25 protein-coding genes are annotated in these 20,368 nt (G+C 69.6%); 13 read left to right on the forward strand and 12 right to left on the reverse strand.

What is annotated here, in order from left to right:
* The first annotated feature begins 324 nt into the window (after positions 1-324).
* The 4 genes from JT1_RS17505 to JT1_RS17525 all read left to right on the forward strand — a co-directional run bounded on the left by JT1_RS17505 (position 325) and on the right by JT1_RS17525 (position 3,677).
* On the forward strand, positions 325-684 hold the full coding sequence (locus tag JT1_RS17505; protein ID WP_218005641.1) for an IS3 family transposase: 360 nt from the start codon (positions 325-327) through the stop codon (positions 682-684).
* A protein-coding gene (locus JT1_RS17515) for an IS3 family transposase (protein WP_169702110.1) occupies positions 677-1,902 on the forward strand; the annotation gives its coding sequence in 2 pieces (ribosomal slippage) (positions 677-932 and positions 932-1,902; 1,227 coding nt in all). The genes JT1_RS17505 and JT1_RS17515 overlap by 8 nt, the downstream gene beginning before the upstream one ends.
* 342 nt (positions 1,903-2,244) lie before the next feature.
* Positions 2,245-3,390, forward strand: coding sequence for an IS110 family RNA-guided transposase (locus tag JT1_RS17520; RefSeq protein WP_068330044.1), 1,146 nt, complete (start codon positions 2,245-2,247; stop codon positions 3,388-3,390).
* Between the two features lie 32 nt (positions 3,391-3,422).
* Complete coding sequence (locus tag JT1_RS17525; RefSeq protein ID WP_068330047.1) at positions 3,423-3,677, forward strand: IS3 family transposase; 255 nt, start codon at positions 3,423-3,425, stop codon at positions 3,675-3,677.
* 162 nt (positions 3,678-3,839) lie between these two features.
* On the opposite strand, the gene JT1_RS17530 is transcribed toward JT1_RS17525, so the two are convergent.
* Together JT1_RS17530 and JT1_RS17535 are read right to left on the reverse strand one after the other, a co-directional pair.
* Positions 3,840-4,709 (reverse strand): nucleotidyl transferase AbiEii/AbiGii toxin family protein, encoded by an 870-nt coding sequence (locus JT1_RS17530; protein WP_082807810.1) that lies wholly within the window; start codon positions 4,707-4,709, stop codon positions 3,840-3,842.
* Positions 4,706-5,716 (reverse strand): type IV toxin-antitoxin system AbiEi family antitoxin domain-containing protein, encoded by a 1,011-nt coding sequence (locus tag JT1_RS17535; RefSeq protein ID WP_068330053.1) that lies wholly within the window; start codon positions 5,714-5,716, stop codon positions 4,706-4,708. Before JT1_RS17535 ends, JT1_RS17530 begins: the two co-directional genes overlap by 4 nt.
* Positions 5,717-6,111: 395 nt before the next feature.
* Between JT1_RS17535 and JT1_RS18575 the strand changes: the two genes are divergently transcribed.
* On the forward strand, positions 6,112-6,420 hold the full coding sequence (locus JT1_RS18575) for a hypothetical protein (protein WP_169702111.1): 309 nt from the start codon (positions 6,112-6,114) through the stop codon (positions 6,418-6,420).
* A 149-nt stretch (positions 6,421-6,569) separates the two neighbouring features.
* Complete coding sequence (locus JT1_RS17550) at positions 6,570-7,412, forward strand: DUF6414 family protein (RefSeq protein WP_068330062.1); 843 nt, start codon at positions 6,570-6,572, stop codon at positions 7,410-7,412.
* Positions 7,413-7,491: 79 nt separating this feature from the next.
* Here the strand turns inward: JT1_RS17550 and JT1_RS17555 are convergent, their stop codons facing one another.
* The 3 genes from JT1_RS17555 to JT1_RS17565 form a co-directional block, all read right to left on the reverse strand.
* Positions 7,492-8,142, reverse strand: coding sequence for a hypothetical protein (locus JT1_RS17555; RefSeq protein WP_068330064.1), 651 nt, complete (start codon positions 8,140-8,142; stop codon positions 7,492-7,494).
* Positions 8,142-8,381, reverse strand: coding sequence for a hypothetical protein (locus JT1_RS17560; RefSeq protein WP_068330066.1), 240 nt, complete (start codon positions 8,379-8,381; stop codon positions 8,142-8,144). The genes JT1_RS17555 and JT1_RS17560 overlap by 1 nt, the downstream gene beginning before the upstream one ends.
* 219 nt (positions 8,382-8,600) lie before the next feature.
* Positions 8,601-9,608: a DUF932 domain-containing protein gene (locus JT1_RS17565; RefSeq protein ID WP_068330069.1), complete on the reverse strand. Its 1,008-nt coding sequence runs from the start codon at positions 9,606-9,608 to the stop codon at positions 8,601-8,603.
* A 215-nt stretch (positions 9,609-9,823) separates the two neighbouring features.
* On the opposite strand from JT1_RS17565, the gene JT1_RS17570 reads away from it, so the two are divergent.
* Positions 9,824-10,126, forward strand: coding sequence for a hypothetical protein (locus JT1_RS17570; protein WP_068330072.1), 303 nt, complete (start codon positions 9,824-9,826; stop codon positions 10,124-10,126).
* Positions 10,127-10,128: 2 nt separating this feature from the next.
* On the opposite strand, the gene JT1_RS17575 is transcribed toward JT1_RS17570, so the two are convergent.
* On the reverse strand, positions 10,129-10,461 hold the full coding sequence (locus JT1_RS17575) for a DUF4326 domain-containing protein (protein ID WP_068330075.1): 333 nt from the start codon (positions 10,459-10,461) through the stop codon (positions 10,129-10,131).
* 142 nt (positions 10,462-10,603) lie between these two features.
* Here JT1_RS17575 and JT1_RS18580 point away from each other — a divergent pair, with 142 nt between their 5' ends.
* Positions 10,604-10,930, forward strand: coding sequence for a hypothetical protein (locus JT1_RS18580; RefSeq protein ID WP_068330078.1), 327 nt, complete (start codon positions 10,604-10,606; stop codon positions 10,928-10,930).
* A gap of 606 nt (positions 10,931-11,536) precedes the next feature.
* Here JT1_RS18580 and JT1_RS17585 read toward each other — a convergent pair.
* From JT1_RS17585 to JT1_RS17610, 6 genes are all read right to left on the reverse strand, one after another.
* Positions 11,537-12,157, reverse strand: a complete 621-nt coding sequence (locus tag JT1_RS17585; RefSeq protein WP_068330081.1) for a methyltransferase family protein — start codon at positions 12,155-12,157, stop codon at positions 11,537-11,539.
* Between the two features lie 37 nt (positions 12,158-12,194).
* Positions 12,195-13,130: a cation diffusion facilitator family transporter gene (locus JT1_RS17590; protein ID WP_068330083.1), complete on the reverse strand. Its 936-nt coding sequence runs from the start codon at positions 13,128-13,130 to the stop codon at positions 12,195-12,197.
* Positions 13,130-13,507 (reverse strand): ArsR/SmtB family transcription factor, encoded by a 378-nt coding sequence (locus JT1_RS17595; protein ID WP_068330085.1) that lies wholly within the window; start codon positions 13,505-13,507, stop codon positions 13,130-13,132. The genes JT1_RS17590 and JT1_RS17595 overlap by 1 nt, the downstream gene beginning before the upstream one ends.
* A 69-nt stretch (positions 13,508-13,576) precedes the next feature.
* Complete coding sequence (locus JT1_RS17600) at positions 13,577-14,416, reverse strand: hypothetical protein (protein ID WP_068330088.1); 840 nt, start codon at positions 14,414-14,416, stop codon at positions 13,577-13,579.
* Between the two features lie 231 nt (positions 14,417-14,647).
* A complete protein-coding gene (locus JT1_RS17605) occupies positions 14,648-15,613 on the reverse strand; it encodes a DUF4192 family protein (protein WP_068330091.1) in 966 nt (321 codons plus the stop codon).
* Between the two features lie 216 nt (positions 15,614-15,829).
* On the reverse strand, positions 15,830-16,591 hold the full coding sequence (locus JT1_RS17610; RefSeq protein WP_169702112.1) for a hypothetical protein: 762 nt from the start codon (positions 16,589-16,591) through the stop codon (positions 15,830-15,832).
* 183 nt (positions 16,592-16,774) lie between these two features.
* On the opposite strand from JT1_RS17610, the gene JT1_RS17615 reads away from it, so the two are divergent.
* The 5 genes from JT1_RS17615 to JT1_RS17635 form a co-directional block, all read left to right on the forward strand.
* Positions 16,775-17,443: a hypothetical protein gene (locus JT1_RS17615; protein ID WP_169702113.1), complete on the forward strand. Its 669-nt coding sequence runs from the start codon at positions 16,775-16,777 to the stop codon at positions 17,441-17,443.
* Positions 17,440-17,856 (forward strand): hypothetical protein, encoded by a 417-nt coding sequence (locus JT1_RS17620; RefSeq protein ID WP_068330101.1) that lies wholly within the window; start codon positions 17,440-17,442, stop codon positions 17,854-17,856. The genes JT1_RS17615 and JT1_RS17620 overlap by 4 nt, the downstream gene beginning before the upstream one ends.
* On the forward strand, positions 17,856-18,752 hold the full coding sequence (locus tag JT1_RS17625; protein ID WP_068330103.1) for an RAMP superfamily CRISPR-associated protein: 897 nt from the start codon (positions 17,856-17,858) through the stop codon (positions 18,750-18,752). The genes JT1_RS17620 and JT1_RS17625 overlap by 1 nt, the downstream gene beginning before the upstream one ends.
* Positions 18,749-19,504 (forward strand): Csf3-related protein, encoded by a 756-nt coding sequence (locus JT1_RS19110; protein WP_068330105.1) that lies wholly within the window; start codon positions 18,749-18,751, stop codon positions 19,502-19,504. Before JT1_RS17625 ends, JT1_RS19110 begins: the two co-directional genes overlap by 4 nt.
* Positions 19,501-20,368 (forward strand): phosphoadenosine phosphosulfate reductase domain-containing protein (locus JT1_RS17635; protein ID WP_068330107.1); only part of this gene is annotated, 868 nt, incomplete at its 3' end. The genes JT1_RS19110 and JT1_RS17635, both read left to right, overlap by 4 nt.

Below are 20,368 nucleotides of genomic sequence, written 5' to 3' on the forward strand. Positions count from 1 at the left end.
CCGTTCCCCTCCCTGCGCAGGGCTCCGCCCTGCGCTCCCGGCCTGCCGGCCGGAGGGCCCGCTCCCGCGGTCCCGGGGTCGGTCGGTGGCTGGTTCGGTCTGTACCTTGGACACGGTCCGAGCTACTCGAGGGCGGGTCGGTCTGTGGTGGTCACGGTCTGCCCTGCCGAGACGGTCCGTGGTCACCTCTGCGGGGACGGGTCGGTCCATGGTCGCCACGGTCTACCCACCCACCACGATCAACGGTTGCCGAGCTCCGGATGGAGCGTGATGTCCTCAAGCGATCCGTGGTCCTGTGGGTCAAGGAGGCGACGAAGTGAGCGAGTGGCACGCTTCATCGCCGACCAGAGGACCAACTACCGAGTGCCACACACGGTCGTCTGTGCCCTTCTCGGCGTCAGCCTGGCATGGTTCTACAAGTGGCTTGGCAGGGCCGAGAGCCCCGGCGCAGTCAACGGTCTGCACACGACGCGGGACCGGCGCCGCGACACGATCGACCGCGCCGTCGCGGTCGCGTTCAGGAAGGCCCGTGGCTTGCACGGCTCACCGCGGCTGGTCCACGACATGCGTGACGCGGGCTGGACGGTGAGCGAGAAGACGGTCGCGGACTCGATGCGCCGACAAGGGCTGATTGCACGGCGGATCAAGCGCAGGAACGGACTGACCAGGCAACGAGATGCGTGAGCGCGCGGTCCGGATGGTCGCCGAGGTTCGCTCCGAGCACCCGCACGAGACGGCCGCTCTGCGGCATGTGTCGGGGCTGTTGGGGATGAACGTCGAGACTCTTCGGCTCTGGGTGCATCGTGCCGAGATCGACAGCGGACAACGCGCGGGGACGACGTCGCAGGAGGCTGATGAGATCAAGCGGCTCAAGCGTGAGGTGGCAGAGCTTCGCCGGGCGAACGAGATCTTGAAGTCCGCTTCGGTGTTTTTCGCCAAGGAGCTCGACCGTCCCACGACGAGATGATCCGCTACATCGACGAGCACAAGGATCAGTTCGGGGTCGAGGCCATCTGCCGGGTGCTGCGCCCGGCAGTTCGTGGGTTCATCACCTCCCGCGGCTACCGGGCCGCCAAGACCAGGCCACCTTCGGCCCGGTCGCTCAAGGACGAGCTGCTGGTGCCCGAGATCCTCCGGCTGCACGGCGAGAACTACGGCGTCTACGGCGTGCGGAAGATGCACGCCCTGATGCGGCGCCAGGGATGGGAAGTCGGTCGCGACCAGACCGCCCGGCTCATGGGGATCGCGGGCGTGCGGGGCGTGAAGCGGTCGAAGAAGGTCTTCACCACCAAGTCCGACCCCGCGGCGGTGAAGCCGGCTGACTTGGTCCAACGCCGCTTTCAGGCGCCTGCACCGCGCCGGCTGTGGGTTGCCGACATCACCTACGTCGCGACCTGGTCGGGGTTCGCCTACGTCGCGTTCGTGACCGACGTCTACTCGCGGCGGATCGTGGGATGGAACGTCGCTGCGACGTTGAAGTCCGACATCCTCCCGCTACAAGCCCTCGACATGGCCGCCTGGGAAGCCAAGCGCGAGGGCGCGGTCGACCTCACGGGCCTGGTCCACCACGCCGACCACGGGTCGAACTACCTCTCGATCGTCTACACCGACCGCATCGGCCAGCTCGGCGCGAAGCCATCCACGGGAACCGTCGGGGACTCCTTCGATAACGCGCTCGCCGAGGCCGTCAACGGGCTCTACAAGACCGAGCTCATCAGACGGCGCGGACCGTGGCGCACGATCGAGCAGGTCGAGCTCGCGACCTTGGAGTACGTGTGGTGGTGGAACAACCAGCGCCTGCACGGGGAGCTAGAGATGCGCACCCCGCTCGAGGTCGAGGCGGCGTACTACGCTGCCCAAGAATCAGCCCAGCCGGCACTCGCTGGCCAAGGGAACGCATAGGAACTAAACCCAGTGCGATTCACAGCGAACGCGTTCACGAAGTTGTGCCGGCAGCAAGGCATCCGGCAGTCGATGGGCCGGGTCGGGTCGTGCTTCGACTGCGAGCATCGTGACTGCGCCATCACCTGGGGTCTGACCCTTGCTTATGACCGGCCCTGCGGGTGCCCTCGCGTTGACGTGTCGGCCCCGGGTGGTGGCGTTCACCAGGCTGCTGGCCGGGTGGGCAGTGACCTGATAGGAGCCTGACTCGACCAGGGCCTCATCGCAGTCCTGTCCGCCCACTCCGGCCAGCTGAGCCATGGACAGCCCGCCCGGAAAGTGCGAGAGAGGATCCACAGCCCGATGCCCAGCATGCAGCTTCGGCGTGACGATGTCATCGTCGGCGTCGACACCCACAAGGACAACCACGTAGCGGTCGCGATCGACGGCTTTGGCGGCCGGCTCGGCGACATCGTCGTGCCCACCACCATCGCCGGGTTTGAGGAGCTCCTCGCCTTCTGTCTGGCCTTCGTCGGGTCGGCCGGTCGGCTGATCGGGTTCGGCGTCGAGGGCACCGGCTCCTACGGGGTCGGCTTGGCGCGCTACCTGCGCAACCACGGTCACGACGTCCACGAGATCGCCCGCCCAGCACGGGCCGCGGAACGTCGACTCGCAGGGAAGAACGACACCATCGATGCCGAGCACGCTGCACGCCAGCTCCTGGCTGGGCACGGGCTGTCGACACCCAAGACCGCCGACGGCGCGGTCGAAACGATCAGGCTGGTCAAGATCGCCTACGACGGTTCCGTTCAAGCGCGGACAACCGCGATGATCACGCTCAAGGCGACCCTCGCGACCGGGAGCGAGGCGTTGCGGGCGGAGCTGGAGACGCTCACCGACCACAAGCTGATCCTCGCGTGCGCGGCGCTGGAGGGTCCGACTCCACTGCCGCCCGTGCGCCGTGGCGCACCTGCCGTTGTTGTGCCGGGCGACCCGGATGTGGCGATGCGACACGTGCTGTCCTCGATGGCGAAGCGTTGGCTGGCGCTGCACGAGGAGGCCAAGGCTCACGCCGCATCACTGAAGGCACTCACTGCGGCCGCTGCGCCCCAGCTCGTCGAGGCCGTCGGCGTCGGCTACGACACTGCGGCACAGATGCTGATCACCGCCGGCGACAACGCCAACCGGATCAAGTCCGAGGCAGCGTTTGCCAAGATGTGTGGCGCGTGCCCGATCCCGGCTGGATCCGGCAAGACCAACAGCCGGCACCGTCTGTACCGCGGCGGGAACCGGCAGGCCAACGCCGCGCTGTATCGCGTGGTCATCGTGCGCATGCGCTGGCATCAGCCGACGATCGACTACGTGGCCCGTCGTACCGCCGAGGGCATGTCGAAGCGGGAGATCATCCGGTGCCTGAAGCGGTACCTCGCTCGCGAGCTCTTCCGCCTGCTGCCGGCCCCGGTCGCCATCGCAAAGCCCGTTAATGGAGAGCTCGAAATCGCGGCCTGATCGACTTGACGATCTATAGGAGCATCAACGCGATGGCCGAAGCACTGAACTCGCTGTTCAAGACCGAGTGCATCCGCAACCCGATGATGCGCCCCAAGGGCGGATGGAAGACCGTCGCCGACGTCGAGATCGGCGTCGCCGAGTACGTCGACTGGTTCAACCACCGCCGCCTTCACGGCGAGATCGGCCTCGTCCCACCCGCCGAGTACGAGGCCAACTACTGGGCATCACAACCTGCGAAGCACTACCGTCAGAACCCGGTCCTCACCGAGGTCGGATCCAACTAACCGAGCCTCCACGAAACCCGGGGCGATTCAACCGTCCGCGGGCCGCGGCACTTGGTGCAGTCACTGCGCACCCGTTCGCTGCCCTTGCGGCCGGAGAACGGGTCGATGTACTCGACCTCCTCACCCGGGCCTGATCGAACCTGCGAGTTCTCGGGGCAGGGGTCAGATTCTGCGAAGTGAGTGAAGCGCCGGGTTGACCAGTTGGCCGGCGATCTCGAGTGCCGCGGAGAGGTCGGATTCGACCTTTGCCCGGCTGGCTTCGGCCGGGTAGTTGGTGGCCCATGTCGGTTCTGGAGGTGTCAGCCGGTCGGGAAGGGTGATGGATCGTCGCACCTCTTGAAGGCGCAGCGCCGCGATGAGCGGTGCGAGGTCGAGGGTTCGTCCTGACTGGGCGATGAGGACGAGGTCGACGAGGTCCCTGTAGCGGGTGGAGGGATGGCCCGCGTGCCGCTCGTACATCGCGGCGACCTTGTCGGCGACCTGATCGACCATCGGGTAGAGCCGGATCGGTGGTGGTGACTGGATGTCACCGATCTGCACCGGCAGTGCACGCTCGAGGATCTCCACCTCGCCGATGAAGTCCAAGTTGAAGGTGAGGTCGATCTGGAAGGTCTCGTACACCCGACCTCCCAGGGTGCACTCGACGCTCAGCTTGTACCCACCCCCTAGGCCGGTCATGCGGGCATGGTTTGTGACCGTGAAGACGAAGGGATCACGCTCGTCCTGCCGCCCAGCAGCGCGTAGAGCGTGGATGCAGGCATCAGCATCAGCCTGGTCGTGAAGATGACACAGGTCGAGGTCCTTGGTGTGCCGTGCCTCGGGCAGCCGCACGGCCAGTCCACTCCCGCCCTTGAGGACCCAGTGGTCTCCAGGCAGGGAGAAGATCCTGGCCAGGTAGCACTCGAGCAGGAACCGGCGTCGAAGGTTGCCCACGAGCACACCCTCGGCTCGGGCCTGAGCCTTTAGCCGGTCATCTAGAGCACGCCGAAACGCTGCCGCAGTGCGGTATCGCCGGCCCGGCCGGTCACTCATGTGCGCTCCCGCTGCTGCATGGTCCGGATTGCTTGAGCCATCGTCTGGGTGGCCTCGGCGACCTTCGCCTTGGTCGTGGGGTCGGCGACCCACCGCTGCTGGATCGTGCGATGCAGCTGCTCCAGGGCGGGGTTGAGGACCTTAGCGAACTCCTCGTGGACCCCGGATGCGGCCAGCACCCGCCGGGCCTGCTCGGCCACCCGGCTTTGCTCCTTGGTGTAGGTCGCCATCGCCCTTTGGTCGTATAGACCGACGAGGTCGCGTCGCACGCTCTCCAAGACCTGCTGCACTCGCTCAGACGACGCCGCCAGCGCCTCGACGTTCGCTCCGGCCAGCAGCGCAGACAGATCCACCGACGGGACCGGGGTGCCAGCGGCCAGCAGCGTCTGCTCGAGCATGTCCTCTACATCGTCATAGCCATACCGCTTCGCGCTCGGGGCCAGGCGACGCCCCAGCTCGTCGACGTCGACGTCGTAACGCAGCACGCTGTCCCTGGCGACAGCGCCGAGGTGCCCAGCATCGGTGAGGTCCTGCGCGAGCATCCCCACCGTCGCTGCGGGTGTCGTCACCGGCAGCCCCTCACGGATGAACCAGTCACGGGAGTCGATCTGGGCAATGCGCAGCCGCACCGCAGGGTTACGGGTATCGCGCCGACGGGGAACGCACATCTCCATCACGTCGGCATCGACCTCGCCCAGCCCGAGCAGCTGCGCCGCGCTGCGATGAGAGACCACAGCGCCGGGTCCGACAGGATCTGTCAGGCGATCGTCGGTGCTGCGCTCGGGATCAACTGCCATCCACGCCGCGCGCAGCGACACCCAGCGATCCACCGGCGTCCCCACGAGGTGGTACACCCCGTGCTGCACTCGTTCGATCGTGCCGGCAGCGGCCAGCGCATGAAGTTGCGCTCGGCTCGCACCCAGGTTCCGAGCCTGGGCAGCAGTGAACAGCCCGTCCTGCATCTCCGCGATGTCGAGGACCTCCGGCCACCACTGATCACGCCTCACCCGTCAATAGTATCTGATTGACGATACTATTGACGGACGCCCCGGTCCGCCGCGTCTCGTCCCCAGCGTTCCTCACCGTGGCAGGCTGTCGCACCCTCGATCGCTCAGCATTACGCCGCACGGCGTCGAGCGCCTTGCGGCGCCGACGGGCCGGCGAGAATGCCCGCAGGCCTACTTCTTGTCGCGGGGCGGGTTCGGGTCGTTACCAGGAGCGACGGTGTCGGAGTCGCGGTGATCGAGGAGATGCTGGTGGCCGACCTGGACGCGCCCCGCAAGCAGCAGCACACCGCCACCCGGATCTTCAACCGGCCGGTCAACGAGCACCAGGGACAGCGGGGGTTCGACAGCGTGGGAGGTGCCGAGCAGGCCGGCACGTCCCGCCGCTGCGCGCGCAGGTGCTGTCGCTGGCTGACGATCTTCTCGACGCGCGCTCGTCCGCGATCGCTGATCTCCTCGAGGTAATCGAGACCAACCTCCCTGACGGACGTCGCCCCCTGCCCGGCGAGCACATCGGCGAGACGGAGATGTACGCCGCCTCCAGAACTGAGGACGGGTACATCTTCCGGGCCGAGTTGGACTTCCGCCAATCCCGCGACCTCGACCCGTGGCTCAAGACGCTCACGGAGCTCGAAGGGCAACCGATCGACCTCGACGACCTCCTCGCAGCCCACCGGGAGAAACTGCGGAGAATGACGCGCTTCTAGGCAAACTAGACGGTCGTCGAGGCCCCGGCCGTGCTCGCTTCGTGCCGTGCCGTGGTCAGAGACGATGTGCTGCACGTCGACGCCGCATTCATCAGGGCTCGTAAGCGAAGCCGACAGGGCTGTTGGTGAGTGGTGAGACGATTCGTCTCATGGCCCTGCGTAACCCGATCTACCTCGACCTGGAGCAGCTGATCGCGCAGGCCGAGTACCACGACGTGGCTGTGCCCCGCGCTGAGGAGATCGTCGAAACCTCACGCAGCCAACGCCGGGCCGGTGCGAAGCTCGGGCTCTCGGGCGCCGGCGTGGACGCCGGCGGGGAGCGCGAGGTCGAGACCCAAAGCACGTTCCGCCTTGAGCCGCAGCAGCGAAGCACCGTCAGCAAGGTGATCGACCGGTTGCACAGGGAGCAGGTCATCTCCACCGCCTCGAGCCTGACCGATAGAGCGATCCAGAAGGACGACCTCGTCGAGCTCGACGGAATCCTGCGGATGACGCCGACCACCCTCGCCGGCAAGCTCTTCTACTTGATGAAGAAGGCGATCGCCTCCAGCGATATCGCGTCAATCGACGACCTGTCGATCGACGACCCCGAGGTCGAGGACGTCATCCGCAAGGTCTACCTCGAGAACGAGCTCCTGCCGATTCCCATCCTCATGCAGGCCGTCGACACGGGGATGGAGGTCCAGGTCTACGTCAACATCAACCCCTCGCACTTCACCACCGCCGACGTCGCCGACCGGCTCGAGGGTGAGCACCGTGTCCTCGGCACCGTCCGGTCGGTGATCGACGGCGGCGACGAGGGGTACTACAACGCCGAGGAGTGGCTCATGCCCGGCTGGGAGTACATGATCCGCCGGCTCATGCTCACCTCCCTCGACGACCGCGAGATCCACTCCCTGTTCACCCAGATGGGCCTCAAGATCCCCGAGGGCGCGACCGGCACCCACGTCGCCGGCCCGGCCGTGCTGATCGACGCGATCGCCCTCTACTGACGCCTAAGGGCCAGCGATCGGTAGGCGCGAGTCGGCTCGGTGATCTGCACCCTCGCGCCGCTCACGCCTCCGCTTGGCGTCACTCAAGTCTCTGCCCCATTCCGACACAGGACCCGTGGGCTGGGTTGCGAGTCATCTGTCGTCCGCCTGGGGTGTTTCGGGTGAAGCCGTACCGCTCGTAGACGGCCGCGAGCGCGTCGTTGCGGGCCCTGGCGGTGACGACGCCCTGGTGGGTGTCGGCGTGCTTGACGGCGGCTCGGATCAGCGGGGCTCCCAGGCCTCGGCGAAGGGGGATGGCGCCGATGAGTTGGACTCGCCAGGGCCCGCCGCCCTTGGGGTGATCGACCCATACCGCGGCGGTGCGCCAGCCCTTGCGCAGGATGCCCAGGTGCAGGGTGTGGGTGCGTTGAGCCAGGTACGTCCGGGCTGTGCGGATGAGGGTGACGGCCGCGACGAACCCGAGGGCCGCGAGCGTGGTGCGGGTGAGGATGTCGGTAAGGACGTACCTGGCCGGTACCCCGAGGTGCAGCCCGTAGCTGGCCACACCGGCCAGGGCCAGGCCCATGAGTACCCACATCGGCCACATCACCGCGGTTCGGGCCAGGACGGTCACGAGGTTGGCTCGCAGCATCGGCCCTGGCGGGATCCGTCCCTGGTAGATCTGCACCCGGGGATCGCCCGCGGACTCCGGCCGGTGCTCCCGGGTCACGGTCGCGTCCGCGCGGTTCATCAGTAGTCGCTCTCGTCCCAGGCCTCGCCGGCGTCCAACGGGGACCAGTCGGCCGGCGGGCGCTCGGGGTAGCGCTCGCGCAGGCCTTGCTCGAGGTCGAGCCGGTCGGCCCAGTGCTTCTCGCACCGCGGGAACGACTTCCCGGACCCGCTGAGCGGGTGCCGGTGCTCCACGCGGCCACGGCACTCCTGACCGCCGTTGATGCACTCGAGCTGCTGTCCCTGGTGGCGAATGGTCATTGGTCTCGGCTCCTCTGCCGTTGCCGGCCCGTCGCGCTGGGATGGTCAGCCCCCTGCGGCTCCTGGCCTGTTCTCGATCGGACGCCTACGACGCTATGCCCCGGCACCGACACCCGCCACCCCACCGCAGGGCTCAGGGCCCCGGCCCCTGCGGTGGGGTGGGCGAAGGGGGGTCCGCGCGCGTAGCGCGGACCCCCCTTTCGCCGTCCCTGGGGTTGTTCAGGCGGGTTGGAGGATGTCCCAGGCGGTGCGCTTGAGCCGGTTGGGCTCCTCGGTGGTCAGCAGGCGCGCCGCGCGGGCGTGGTCGACGTCGTCGCGGGTGCGCACGGGGGCGTGGTGGTCGACGTACTCAGTGATGCACTGGTAGCCGGCCCAGGCGGTGCCTCGGATGCCGTCGAGGGTGCTGGCGTCGTGCCAGAGGTGGGCCAGGGTCGCGGTGCGCTCGCGCTCGGCGTTCTGGGCTCGGGTGCTGGCGTCGGGGTCGGGGGTGCCGAAGAGTCGGCGGGTCATGGCGACGTACTGGGCCTCGGTCATCGTCTGGTTGATCAGGCGCTGTGCTGCGGCCTCGAACTCGTCGACGTAGGCGAAGGTCAGGCCGAGGGCGTCGCGGGCGATCTGCACCGCGCTGGTGGCGTTGCGGGTGTGCCGGATGCTCACGCTGGAGACGTGGTCTCGGATGGCGGCGGCCTGGGTGTTGGCGCAGACGACGCGCACGGGGGTGATGAGCAGCCGGAACGCGCTCGATCCGTCGTGGCTGTTCAGTGCGGCGATGTTCACCGTGACGTCGTCGACTCCGCCGACGCGCATCGTCTCGGGCAGGCGCATCGTGACGAACACCTCGCGTCCCCCGCGAAGGGAGCCGGCGGTGTCGAAGATCGCGCCGGACTCGTCGGCGAGCCGGTTGAGGAACTCGCAGTGCTCCTCGTTCTGCAGCGGGGTGTAGCCGCGTCCGACGACGCCGAGGGCCTCGGGGTGCCCGGTGAACGGGGAGGTTCGCACGGTGGCGAAGTGGTCCGGGACGGCGATGCTGTGCACGCCGTCCTCGCTCAGCTCGGTCGCGGTCAGCGCGACCTTTCGCACGTCCCAGCCGCCGAGGTGGCCCAGCCGCAGCGCGTCCTCAGCGGTGAAGGCCTCCCCCGCAACGGTCGTGCCCAGCCGGTGCCAGGCATCCACCCGCGCGAACACCGCAGCGGCCTTGTCCTGGTAGGTCTCGATCTCGTGTGCCATGGGTCTATCTCCTCTGGTGAAGTCGGCGGGCTGGTCAGGCCTGCCATTCGGTTGGACAACTCCCAACCTAGGCCGAAGCAGCGACAGCCACCACCCCACCCAGGGCTCAGGGGCCTGGGTGGGGTGGTGGCTGTCGGGGCCGGCTCATTCAGAGGTTGAGCAGTGCGCGGATCGAAGGGAGGTCGTGGTCTGGGTTGCGGCGCAGTCGCCCGCGCGTGGTCGCGGCGGGCGTCGTAGAGGGCACGTTGCAGGCCGCGGTGGACGCCGCTGACGGTGAGCCGGTCGGGCTTGTCGAAAAGTTCGACGGGGCGCTCGTGCTGCAGCTCGCGGTACTCGACGACGGTGGCGTGGTCGGGCCAGTGGGCGTCGACGGGCGGGCGGGCCCGTCGGGCGTTCTTGCCCGGGTCGCCGAGGAGCCAGTCGAAGCGGTGCTGACGCTGCGCCGGGGTGCCGAGGACCTGCTCGCAGAGGTCGATGACGTAGTGCTCGTCGCTGTCTGCTCGGCTTATGGACCGTGAGGTTAGTGGGGGTTGGCGATGGTGAGCAGGATGTCGGCGTGGCAGGGCTGGCCGAGGGGGCAGAAGCACATGAGGTCGCGCCCGGCGAGATCTTCGAGGATGTCGTCGCGGGTGTAGGGCAGGCGCCCGCCCTCGAGGTCGGCGGTGAAGCGGTCGACGGCGTCCTGGGCGGTGACCCCGCTGGCGGGGTCGACGCGGTGGGGGTTGCCGTAGCGGTGGGGTCGGGCGACCGAGACCGCGCCGGGGGGTTTGGTCCAGCCCTTGGTGCGGCGCTGCTGGATCCTCTCTGGCCACAGGGGACCCTCGCCTGGCACTCGGGCGCTGAGCTCGAGCATCCACTCCCCCCTTCGTGGTGTGTGCGGCCTTCTTGGGGCGCAACTTAGCGCCGGTGCGGGCTCTCGTCTGGGAAGAGGTGCCGCTGCAGGCCGGGGGTGGAAGTCATACCTGTCGCGGGGTCGGCCTAGCGTGGTGTCCCTGATGAGAGCGAGCACCGACGGTGGCGAGCAGTCGGGCCTTGTGGACCCGCCGACCCGGGACGGGGTCCCGTTGAAGGATCGCGTGCGCCCGGGCTCGGCTCCTTCGCAGGAGGCTTCCCCGGCCGGGGGTGGGCGGCGGCGCCACTGCTGGGTGGATCTGACCGGGCACCGCGAGCTGTCTCATCCGGGGGAGGTCGAAGGGCTGATCCTGCAGTGGGCCCAGGACGGCGACGGGTGGGTGGCGTTGTGCGCGTTCGTGCTGCCCCGGCCCGGTGGTGACCTGACGGTTCAGCAGTGGGTGCCCGCTGCCCGGCTGCGCCCGGCCTGAGCCCAGCCGGGACGCAGCCGGTGTCTCTCAGCGAAGGGTGATGCCTGCCAGGTGGGCTATCTCGGCCATGCAGGACCCGCACACGGCGATCTGGTGGCCGGGCCGGGTGCTGGTCCCGGTGAGCATCGTTGACGCACGCGCCGACCCCAGTCGTCACCCCGGCCTGAGCCGATCTGACCCCGAGAAGGATCGCGAAACCCTTGCGGACAAGGGATCTAGGCGAGTCTAATAAATTGCCGATAATCCACGTATGACAAAAGCGCTTTGGGGTGCGCGCTCATCAGATGAATCGTGGTCACCGCGCCGGACGTAGAGCTGTCCCCTGGACCCACTCCTGCGCGGTGACCAGAGTGCGGACGCAACTGCCTTCTTGGATTCCTCCATGGCCTCCGTTGCTCGCCTGTGTGCCAACCACGTGCCAAGCCCGGCTAAGCCCACCGAGACCACCGACACGACGAGCGACCCGGCTGCGATCCACACTGCGGCGTCTAAGGGTCCCTCCACGTTCCTCGACGAGGCAACTGCAGCCAGCTCCCACAACGTTACGTCCATGGGGCCCCTTGCTGTATCGAACCGGAACTCCATCTGTCATTCCGGTCCCTGGTCTCATCGGAGTCGCCCGAGGACCGGCACGAATCGCCCCGCCTGCGCCGCGTAGGTCCGAAACGGCGTGCCGTGCGTGTCGATGAGGTACGGCTCCTCGACGAATCTGACCTGGAGCTCAACGCCGATCACAAGTGCGACGAGGGCAGCGACCGAGGCGGGGTTGGGCGTCATGACGGCGACACCTGCCAGTGCGAGGACCATGGCGGTGAAGATCGGGTTACGGACCCGGGCGAAGGGTCCTGTGGTGACGAGGCCGGTCTTCTCGGTCGGGTCGACACCGATGCGCCACGAGGTCCCCATGGCTGCCTGCGACGCGACGACGAGGGCCAGTCCGACGAGGGCGATTCCGAGGCCGGTCCAGCGGAGGGCGACGGGCAGGGCCACCGTCGAGGCTGGGACGACGAGGGCGAGCAGGGGGCCGAGGAGGCCGAGGAGCAGGGCGACCGCGAAGAGGACGACTCCCCAGCGGCCGGCGCGGGTGGTGTCGGAGGCGATCCTTCGGATGCCGGTGTCGCCGGTCCGTCGGTACTGCTGCCAGGTCCGTGCGCCGAAGGTGACCGTCAGGCCGACGAGGTACACGGTCAGTGCGGTTGCTGCGGTGACTTCTGGTGATGGCTCCATGAGTGCTTCCCTCCGGAAGTCATGCGTCGGACTGGGTTCAGGTGTGCTGCATGTGCTCGCAGGTCCGGTCGCGCACGGCGGCGGTCTCGAGCTGGATCGTCGCGTGGTCGAAGGAGACCGGGAAGTGCTCGCGCATGCACGCGCGGATCTGCTCGAGGATCTCCGGGGCGTGTCCGGACTCGAAGCACTCGTCGTCGATGACGACGTGCGCGGAGATCACCGGCATGCCGAGCCCGATCATCGAGGCGTGCAGGTCGTGGACCTCGCGCACGTGCTCGAGCTCGAGGACGTGGGCCTCCACGACGTCGAGGTCGACGTCCTCGGGGGTGAACTCCATGAGCACGCGGGTGGTCTCGCGCAGGAGCTTGAATGCGCGGGGCAGGATCAGCGCCGCGATGAAGAGCCCGGCGAAGGTGTCGGCCCGCTGGTAGCCCGTGGTCGTGATGACGACGGCCGCGACGATCACGCCGACCGAGCCGAGCGCGTCGTTGAGCACCTCGAGGAAGGCGGCGCGCATGTTGAAGTTCGCGTCGCGGCCGGAGGCGAGGACCGCCATGGCGACGAGGTTGGCCACTAGTCCGAGCACGCCGAAGACGAGCAGCTCCGTGCCCGGCACCTCGGTGGGCTCGACGAGCCGTCGCAAACCATCGACCGCCGCGTACGTGCCGACGACGAGCAGCAGGGTTGCCTGGCCCAGGGCGGCGAAGACCTCGATGCGCGCGAAGCCCCAGGTTCGACGGTTGCTGGCCGGACGCACCATCATCGTGGCGGCGATGACCGCGACGAGCAGGCCGGTCGAGTCCGCCAAGGCGTGGGCGGTGTCCGTGAGCAGCGCGAGGCTGCCGGTGATGACGCTCCCGACCGCCTGCGCGATGACGATGAGTGCGGTGATGCCGAAGGCGAGGAGCAGCCGGTTGCGCAGGCCGCGGTTCGGCTGGGCCCTGGGGTCCGCGTGCGAGTGTCCGGCTCCCATCACAGCTCCTCTGCGGCCAGCCGGTCGTGGTCCTCGTGGTCGCGAAGGGAGACCGTCGCCCCTGACGCGGTGAGCAGCTCGTCGGCGGTCCCGAGGAGCGCCGCCAGGCGCTCGGGGTCGGCGAGGGAGAACCAGGAGGCCCTCCCTTCGGCCCGCACGGTGACCAGACCGCAGTCGCGGAGGCAGGCGAGGTGCTTGCTCACCGTCGACTGCGCCAGGTGCATGTGGTCGACGAGGTCGCGCACCCGGTGCTTGCCGCTGGCCAGGTGCTCGAGGAGCGCGAGGCGCGTCGGCTCGGCCAAGGCGTGGAAGAGCGCGGCGAAGGCGCCTCGCGTCTCCGACGTCATCGTGCCGGCCACCCCATCATTCATCGTCATACGACGATGATAGCGATATCAGGCGATTGGTCAATAGGTCAGCCACCGAGAGGCTTGGACACTCTCGGGTCAGCCGTGAACGCCCGGCCCTCCCCCGACGGCTTTGGTAAGTAGCGCGGGCCCATCCAGGGCCAGCCACGACGCCGTGAGGACTGTGCGATGGCCGATGGTTCCGTGCTCGTTGTCCACGGTGATGACCGCCACGGCGTCGTGAGGACCGTCGGGGTGGGTGCAGTGGGTACACCTGCCCGAGCTGGCCTGGGCGGGGTCGAGCGTGGGCTGGGAGAGGATCTGGTCCAGGCGTCCGCTGAGGCGGGCCCGCACCGGGTAGGGGCCGTGGTGCAGCCACGCGGCCAGGCTCTTGTGTTGACCCGATGCCGTGGCCCGGTGGTTGGCAGCCAGGGTGGCGTCCTGCTCGTCGAGCAACCCGACGTGCTCGACTATCCCGGCTGCGCTCTTGGCGACGAAGAGGTGGCATTGCGCGCACAGCTGCGCGTAGCGGTGCTCCGCAGGGTCAAGGGCGAAGGCCTCGGCCAGCGCGGCGAGCGCGGCCGTCGGGTCGGGCTGGTTTCTCAGGATCGTCGCGGAAGCGGTCTCGGTGAGGGCGAGCTCTCCGTCGACCTCGGCGATCTCGCGCACCTGTCCGTCGGCGTCCACGACGTACCGGGTGCCGACCACCCCGTCCTCGCAGGTCGCGCTCACCTGGAAGGGCACCCCCGGGAAGCGCTCCACGACGTCGGGGATCCAGCCCTGCAGGATCTGCGTCGCGGGGTAGCGCGGGCCGTCGTAGGCCGTGGCCTGGAACTCCCCCGGCTCCTCGAAGGTGTCGCTGGCCTGGCCTCCCAGGTGCTCGGCCACGTGGTGGCGGAACATCTTCTCGTCACCGGTGCTGAAGTACGTCGTCGCCATGATCGGCTCCTCATCTCATGGGACCCGGGCTCGCGGTGGATGGTCAGCCCACCGCCGGACCGGGCGTCTTGGTTGGACGTCTACGACGCTACCGGCACCCACCGACCCCGCACGGGACTTACCCGCCCCCACGCACGGCTCAGGGCACCCCCGCGCCGTGGGCGAGCTCCGTCCCGCGCTGATCTGGCCCGCTGGGGCATCGCCGGGCGGGCCAGATCGGCGCGAAGGGGGTCAGCCGCGCAGGCCGTGGGGGTCGAGACCGGCGTCCAGGACGCGGCCCAAGAGCGCGGAGAGCCGGTGCTCGGGGTCGATCCGCAGCGCGGTCTCGACGGCGGCGTTGGCGTGCGCGCCGTGGCCGCTGTCGTAGTAGGTGGCGGCGGCGACGGCCAGGACGTCGGGCGCGTGGCGCTCGGGGGTGGCCCGGCAGATCGCGGCGAGCGCGGCTCGCGCCTTGGCGCCCTGGTCACCGTGGGCGCTGCGCACGGCCGTCAGGATGGGCGCGCACTCGGCGGCCACGGCGTCCCGGACCGTGGCGTTATCGGTCAGTGCGGCGATGAGCGCGTCCCGGCAGTGGGGGTTTCGCAGCATCGGCAGGATGGTCAGCAGCGCGAAGGGGGTGGGCTGGTTGCGGCCGTCGAGCAGCGCGGCCCACGCCTGGGCGACTCCGGGAAGGTCCTCCGCCGTGGGGACGCTCGCGGCGTCGAGCGTGGCGGCGAGCGCGTCGTCCCCGGTGGGCACGAACGTGGCCCGCATCTGCTCGCGCGAGGTCGAGACGAACCCGTCGGGGCTGAACCTGGCCAGGATCGCCGGGTCGACCTCGGGCAGCGGGGTGCGCTGCCCGTCAGTCAGGGAGTGCCAGCAGCGCCCCGCCACGGTGCCGTAGTCGGCCACGGACAGGCCCAGCGCGACGATCTGGGAGACGACGGCCTCCATCGCCTCGGGAGTCATCTGCTGGCCGTAGCCGATGGCCACGACACGGCGCGCGCCGCTGGCGTGCAGCCGGTTGACCACGTGCACCGACTCCGGCAGCAGTCGGGGGGTGACCGCGCTGGCGTCGATCCGGGCGCTGTTGGGCTGGCCATCGACGCCGAACAGGACCAGGGAGTCGCTCGGCTCGAACCCGAACATGTGCGGGACCACGGCCGCGACGCCGGGGGCGTCGAGACGGACCGGGGTCAGGGTGGGTGCAGCGTGCATGGTGGTGCTCCTCTTGTGTGGTGAGGGCCGCGACCGGGCTGGTTAGTCCCGGTGCCGTGCCCTCTCGGTTGGACGCCTCCGACGCTACCGGCACCCACCGACGCCCGCAGCCCCTCCCGACCCCTCCCCGGGGCTCAGGGCACCCGGGGAGGGGTCGGCCCCCTGAGCCGGCCAGAGGAGGAGCCGGGTCAGGGGGCCGTGGGAGGCCGGAGGGGGTTAGCCCCGGCAGTAGTCGCTCAGGGAGACATCGTCGACGAGCGCGTCGTAGAGACGGCGTGCGTCATCGTCCTCGGGGTCCACCCCGACCGACTCCAGCACCCGCGCACGCACTTCGTCGTGGGTCAGAGAGCCGAACCACCCGTGCACGTCGTCGTCGCGCTCCAGGTCGACGCGGATCGTGTGCGGCGACGCCTCGATGCAGAGCTCGATCGAGACCTCGTCGGTGCGCACCGGCAGCCCGATCTCACGCATCGCCTGGTCGAAGCGCTCGCACAGGTCGTTCTCGTTGGCGTAGTCGTGGGCGATCTCGGTCGCGCGGCTGCGCCATGCCTCGAAGGCGGTGTGCATCGAGTGGACAGCCTGCGCCAACTGTCGGGTCGCGTCCGGCTCTGCCGGACCGGTCACACGAGCCTGCACGACCTCGGCATCGGTGAGTCGACGCGAGCCGACGTGGCCCTCCAAGGTGATGTAGGTCAGCGACAGCACCACCTGCGGCTCGGCGGCCAGCACAGTCAGCCCCAGCACCCACGAGCCGGGCTGCTGCAGCGCCTTCGGCATCCGCTCGCCGACCTTCGGCAGCGGGATTACCTCGGCCGTGGGCATGAGCGCGCCATCGACCCTCACCCACCCCGTCTCGGGGGCGCTCTGCGCGGTCCTGAGCGAGCCGCGCACCCACACCGGGCGCTCGGTCCACCACGACAGGTCCGGCTCCGTCTGCGTGCCGCTCGCGGCGGTCACGACGTCATCAACTGCAGTCATCGGAAGTGCTCCGTATCGGTTGGTCGGAGAGGCTGGTCAGGCCGCTCTTGCATTCGGTTGGACACCTCCGACACTAGCCACAAACCGGCCCTTGTCGACCCCCGTGTCCCCTTCCCGGTGCTCAGGGCACCGGGAAGGGGGCACGCTTCCAACTTCGGCTACTCGTGGCACCTCTTCGAGGGTGTGAGGACATCTGAGACAGACCTGACCTGGGACCCGGTCCACGCGGCGTGGCGCGCTCACCACCCCGAGGACCACCTGGACGAAGGGGTGCCGTGCGCCCGGTGCTCCACCCCCGCCGGTGCGGTGAAGGTCGGCGAGGTCGTCTCGAGGAAGTTCACCGCGTGGGACACCTGGGCCGACACCGCCGGCACGCACCTGTGCCAGCCCTGCACCTGGGGGTATCGCACCGCGCAGCTGCGCTCGAGCGTCTACCTGGTCACCTGGCACCGCATCGCACCTACGGCCCAGGCGCTGGACACCGCGGGGCTGCGTCAGGTCCTGGCCGCCGGGGGCCTGGGCAGCCAGGCAGCGCTCAGCCTCCCCCTGCGCGCCGGCCGCAAGCACGTCCTTCCGGTAGCCCGGTTCGGTCAGGTCTGCGTCGACGGCGCCAACATCACCTGGTCAAAGGGCGACGCCCGCCGTCTGCTGCTCGTCGAGCGGCTGCGTGACGCCGGGATCCCCGCCCGGGCGTTCTACGACCCCGTGCCGCCCTGGCGTGCACTGCACGGATGCGGGGACCCCCTCGAGATGCTCACCGACTGGCAGGAGCTCGGGACGTGGCGTCAAGGCCGGCTCTGGCTCGAGGCAGCCCTGACCGCCACCCACCCCACGACGGCGGCCGCGGCATGAGCACCCCGCAGCCGACACCGACCCGCCGCTGGCTGGAGCAGGCCCAGCTGGCCCCGCTGACCGGGCCTGCCGGCACCGCCGAAGCGCTTCTGCTGCTGCTGCACTACTCGATCAACTGGGACGGCTGGGTCGGAACCTACCGCGGCTCGTACTGGGACGGCCTGCTGACCGATCGCGTGCTCGTGGCCGCCTACCGCTCCTCGAGCCTGGCGACCTGGTGGAGCGACGTCGCGGCCGAGCTCGACGCCAGCCCCCGCACCCTCGAGCAGCGCCGCGAGCTCGCGGAGCTGATGACCCGGGACGCGGTCCCGGTGCTGAGCGTGATGCGTCAGCAGTGCGAGGCGCTGCAGATCCGCCTGCGCCTGGTCGCCGACGCCGTACGCGCCAACCGCCCTACCCGAGAGGAGCCCTGATGCTGCACACCATCACCTGGGACGCGACCCTGACCGCGCTGTCCTCGATCAGCCACGGCGGTGAGACCCGCGGCACCATCACCCTGCTGCGCCGCGAGCGTGTCCTGCGTGACGGCGCCCCGGTGCACGTCCCGGTCATCTCGGGCAACGCCTGGAGGGGCCGGCTGCGGCGCACCGCGGAGGACCTCTACCGGCAGTGCCTGGGCTACGAGGCCGACGAGCTGCCGCTGGCCGCGGTGCACACCCTGCGTACCGGCGGGTCCTTGGCCAAGACCGGCGGCTCCCCACTGACTGGGTCCCGGCTGCGCATCGCCCGCGACCTCATCCCGCCGCTGGCGATCTTCGGCGGCGCCACCGGCGGGCGAACCATCGAAGGGGCGCTGCAGGTCGGCAAGCTCCTGCCCGTGGTCGTCGAGACCGCGCACCTGACCGGCCACACGGTCGAAGCCCCTGACGTGTTCGCCGCGACCCAGCTGGAGACCTACACCCGCCAGGACGAGAGCACAGCCCCGGCGATGAGCACCCTCGGCCCGACCGCGGTGCCACTGAGCCCGGCGAGCGGTGAGGTCGACCTCGGCGGTCTCGACGCCCTTCCCGAGGCCACCGACCCCTCGGGCTTCACGCTCTTCCGGGTCGAGACCTTCCCCGCCGGCAGCGTCTTCTCGTCGTGGCTGAGGGCGCACCACCTGACCGGGGAGCAGCTGTCCTTCCTGCGCGAGGTCCTGGCGACCTTCGCCGAGCACGGCACGATCGGCGGCCGCGGCGCGATCGGCCATGGCGCGCTGCGCCTGGAGCTGGACGCGACCCCTTCGCTCGAGCAGGACCTGCCGGACTGGCGGCCGCGGCTGCTGGAGCGTCGTGCCGAGGTCATCGACGCGATCAGGATGCTGACGTGAGCGATCGCTACGTGCCGCTGCGGGTCACCGCCCACCTCGAGGCGGGTCTGGCCTACGCGCACGACTGGGGCCTGGCCCTAGACGGGATCCTGGCCTCGGTCGTGCACCACCAAGCCAAGGCCGAGCTCCTGGCCGCCGGCGGGAATCACATCCCCCTTCGCCACCAGGACCACCCGGTCGACCTGGATCTCCCCCTGGCCCGATGCACCCTGGCCGGAGAGAACGACTGGCACTGGGCCGCGACGTGCTCCGCACCGGTCGACGGCCAGGACCTTCTCCCGCAGGTGGTGCGGTGGTCCTCCCGCCACGACCACCGCCTGACCACGGCCGTGACCTCGCAGCTGCCGGGCGTCGTCGACGACCAGCGAGGCCGCTACCGCTCCCACTGGATGCCGCTGACGATCACCCTGACCACCGCAGTCACCTTCGAGGCCGTCGGTGACCTCGACGCCATCCGGTCCCTGGTGACCCCAATCGCGGCGATCGGGAAGAAGCGGGCCGCCGGCCACGGCCGGGTCCTGCGCTGGGAGGTCGAACCCACCGACCGGTCCCCGCTCGAGGCCTCCCACCTGCACCCCGACCAGAGCCTTGGCCGCCCAACACCGGGAGGGTGCCTGACTCACCTGCACGCCGTGGACCCCCGCGAGCAGCGCCAGGGCACGGCGGGGCTGCGGCCGCCGTCCACCCACACCGCCCGGGCACGCCCGCTGTTCCTGCCTGCGCCCACGCACGCCGACGGCGGCGCGGCATGAGCACCGCGGCACAAGACCCTGGGCTCGACCTCGAGCAGCTGCGCACCCTGCACGCGCGTCGCCGCGGCGTCGCGACCTCACCGAAGATCACGCACCTGCTCGAGCGCATCGAGAACCACCTCGCCGAGCACGACGGGTACCTCGCCTTCTCGGGAGGCAAGGACTCACTGGTTGTACTCGACCTCGCACGACAGGTCGACCCGGCCGTGCCGGTCGCGTTCTTCGACTCCGGGCTGGAGTACCCCGAGGTCACCACCTACATCCACGACCTCGCCCAGGCCTGGGACCTCAACCTCACGGTCTTCCCTGCCGAGCCCACCGCGCTGGAGATCATCACCGACTCAGGCATCTGGGACCACGACCAGCCCAGCACCCTGGGACTCGACCTCGGAGCCGCGCTGATCGACGACCCCTCAGCCAGGGCCCACGCCGCCGACGGGCCCGGCGAGCTGTGGGGCGTGCGCGCAGCCGAGTCTCGCGGCCGCCGGATGCTCTACGCCAACGAGATCACCAAGGAGATCGCCCGGGCCTGCCACGGGTGCTGCCCGCCCGGCCGGCGCACCCGCACCCACTACCTCACCCACGGCGGGGTCGTGCGCCGCAACGACGGCACCGTGGCCTACTCCCCCATCTGGGACTGGCCCACCCAGCGTGTCTGGGACTACATCGCCGCCCGGTCCCTGCCCCCCAACCCGGTCTACGCCAAGCTCCGCGCCCTCGGCGCCCCCGAGGAGGCCCTGCGGATCTCGACACTGCTCAGCGACACCGGCCTCCAGCACGGCCGGATCAGCTGGCTGCGCCGCGGCTGGCCCTCCATGTTCGCAGAGCTCGCTCATCAGCTGCCCCGCCTGCGCGAGTTCGTCT

It is taken from the genome of Janibacter terrae NBRC 107853, assembly GCF_001591405.1.
In the GTDB taxonomy this organism is placed as follows: Bacteria; Actinomycetota; Actinomycetes; order Actinomycetales; family Dermatophilaceae; genus Janibacter; species Janibacter terrae.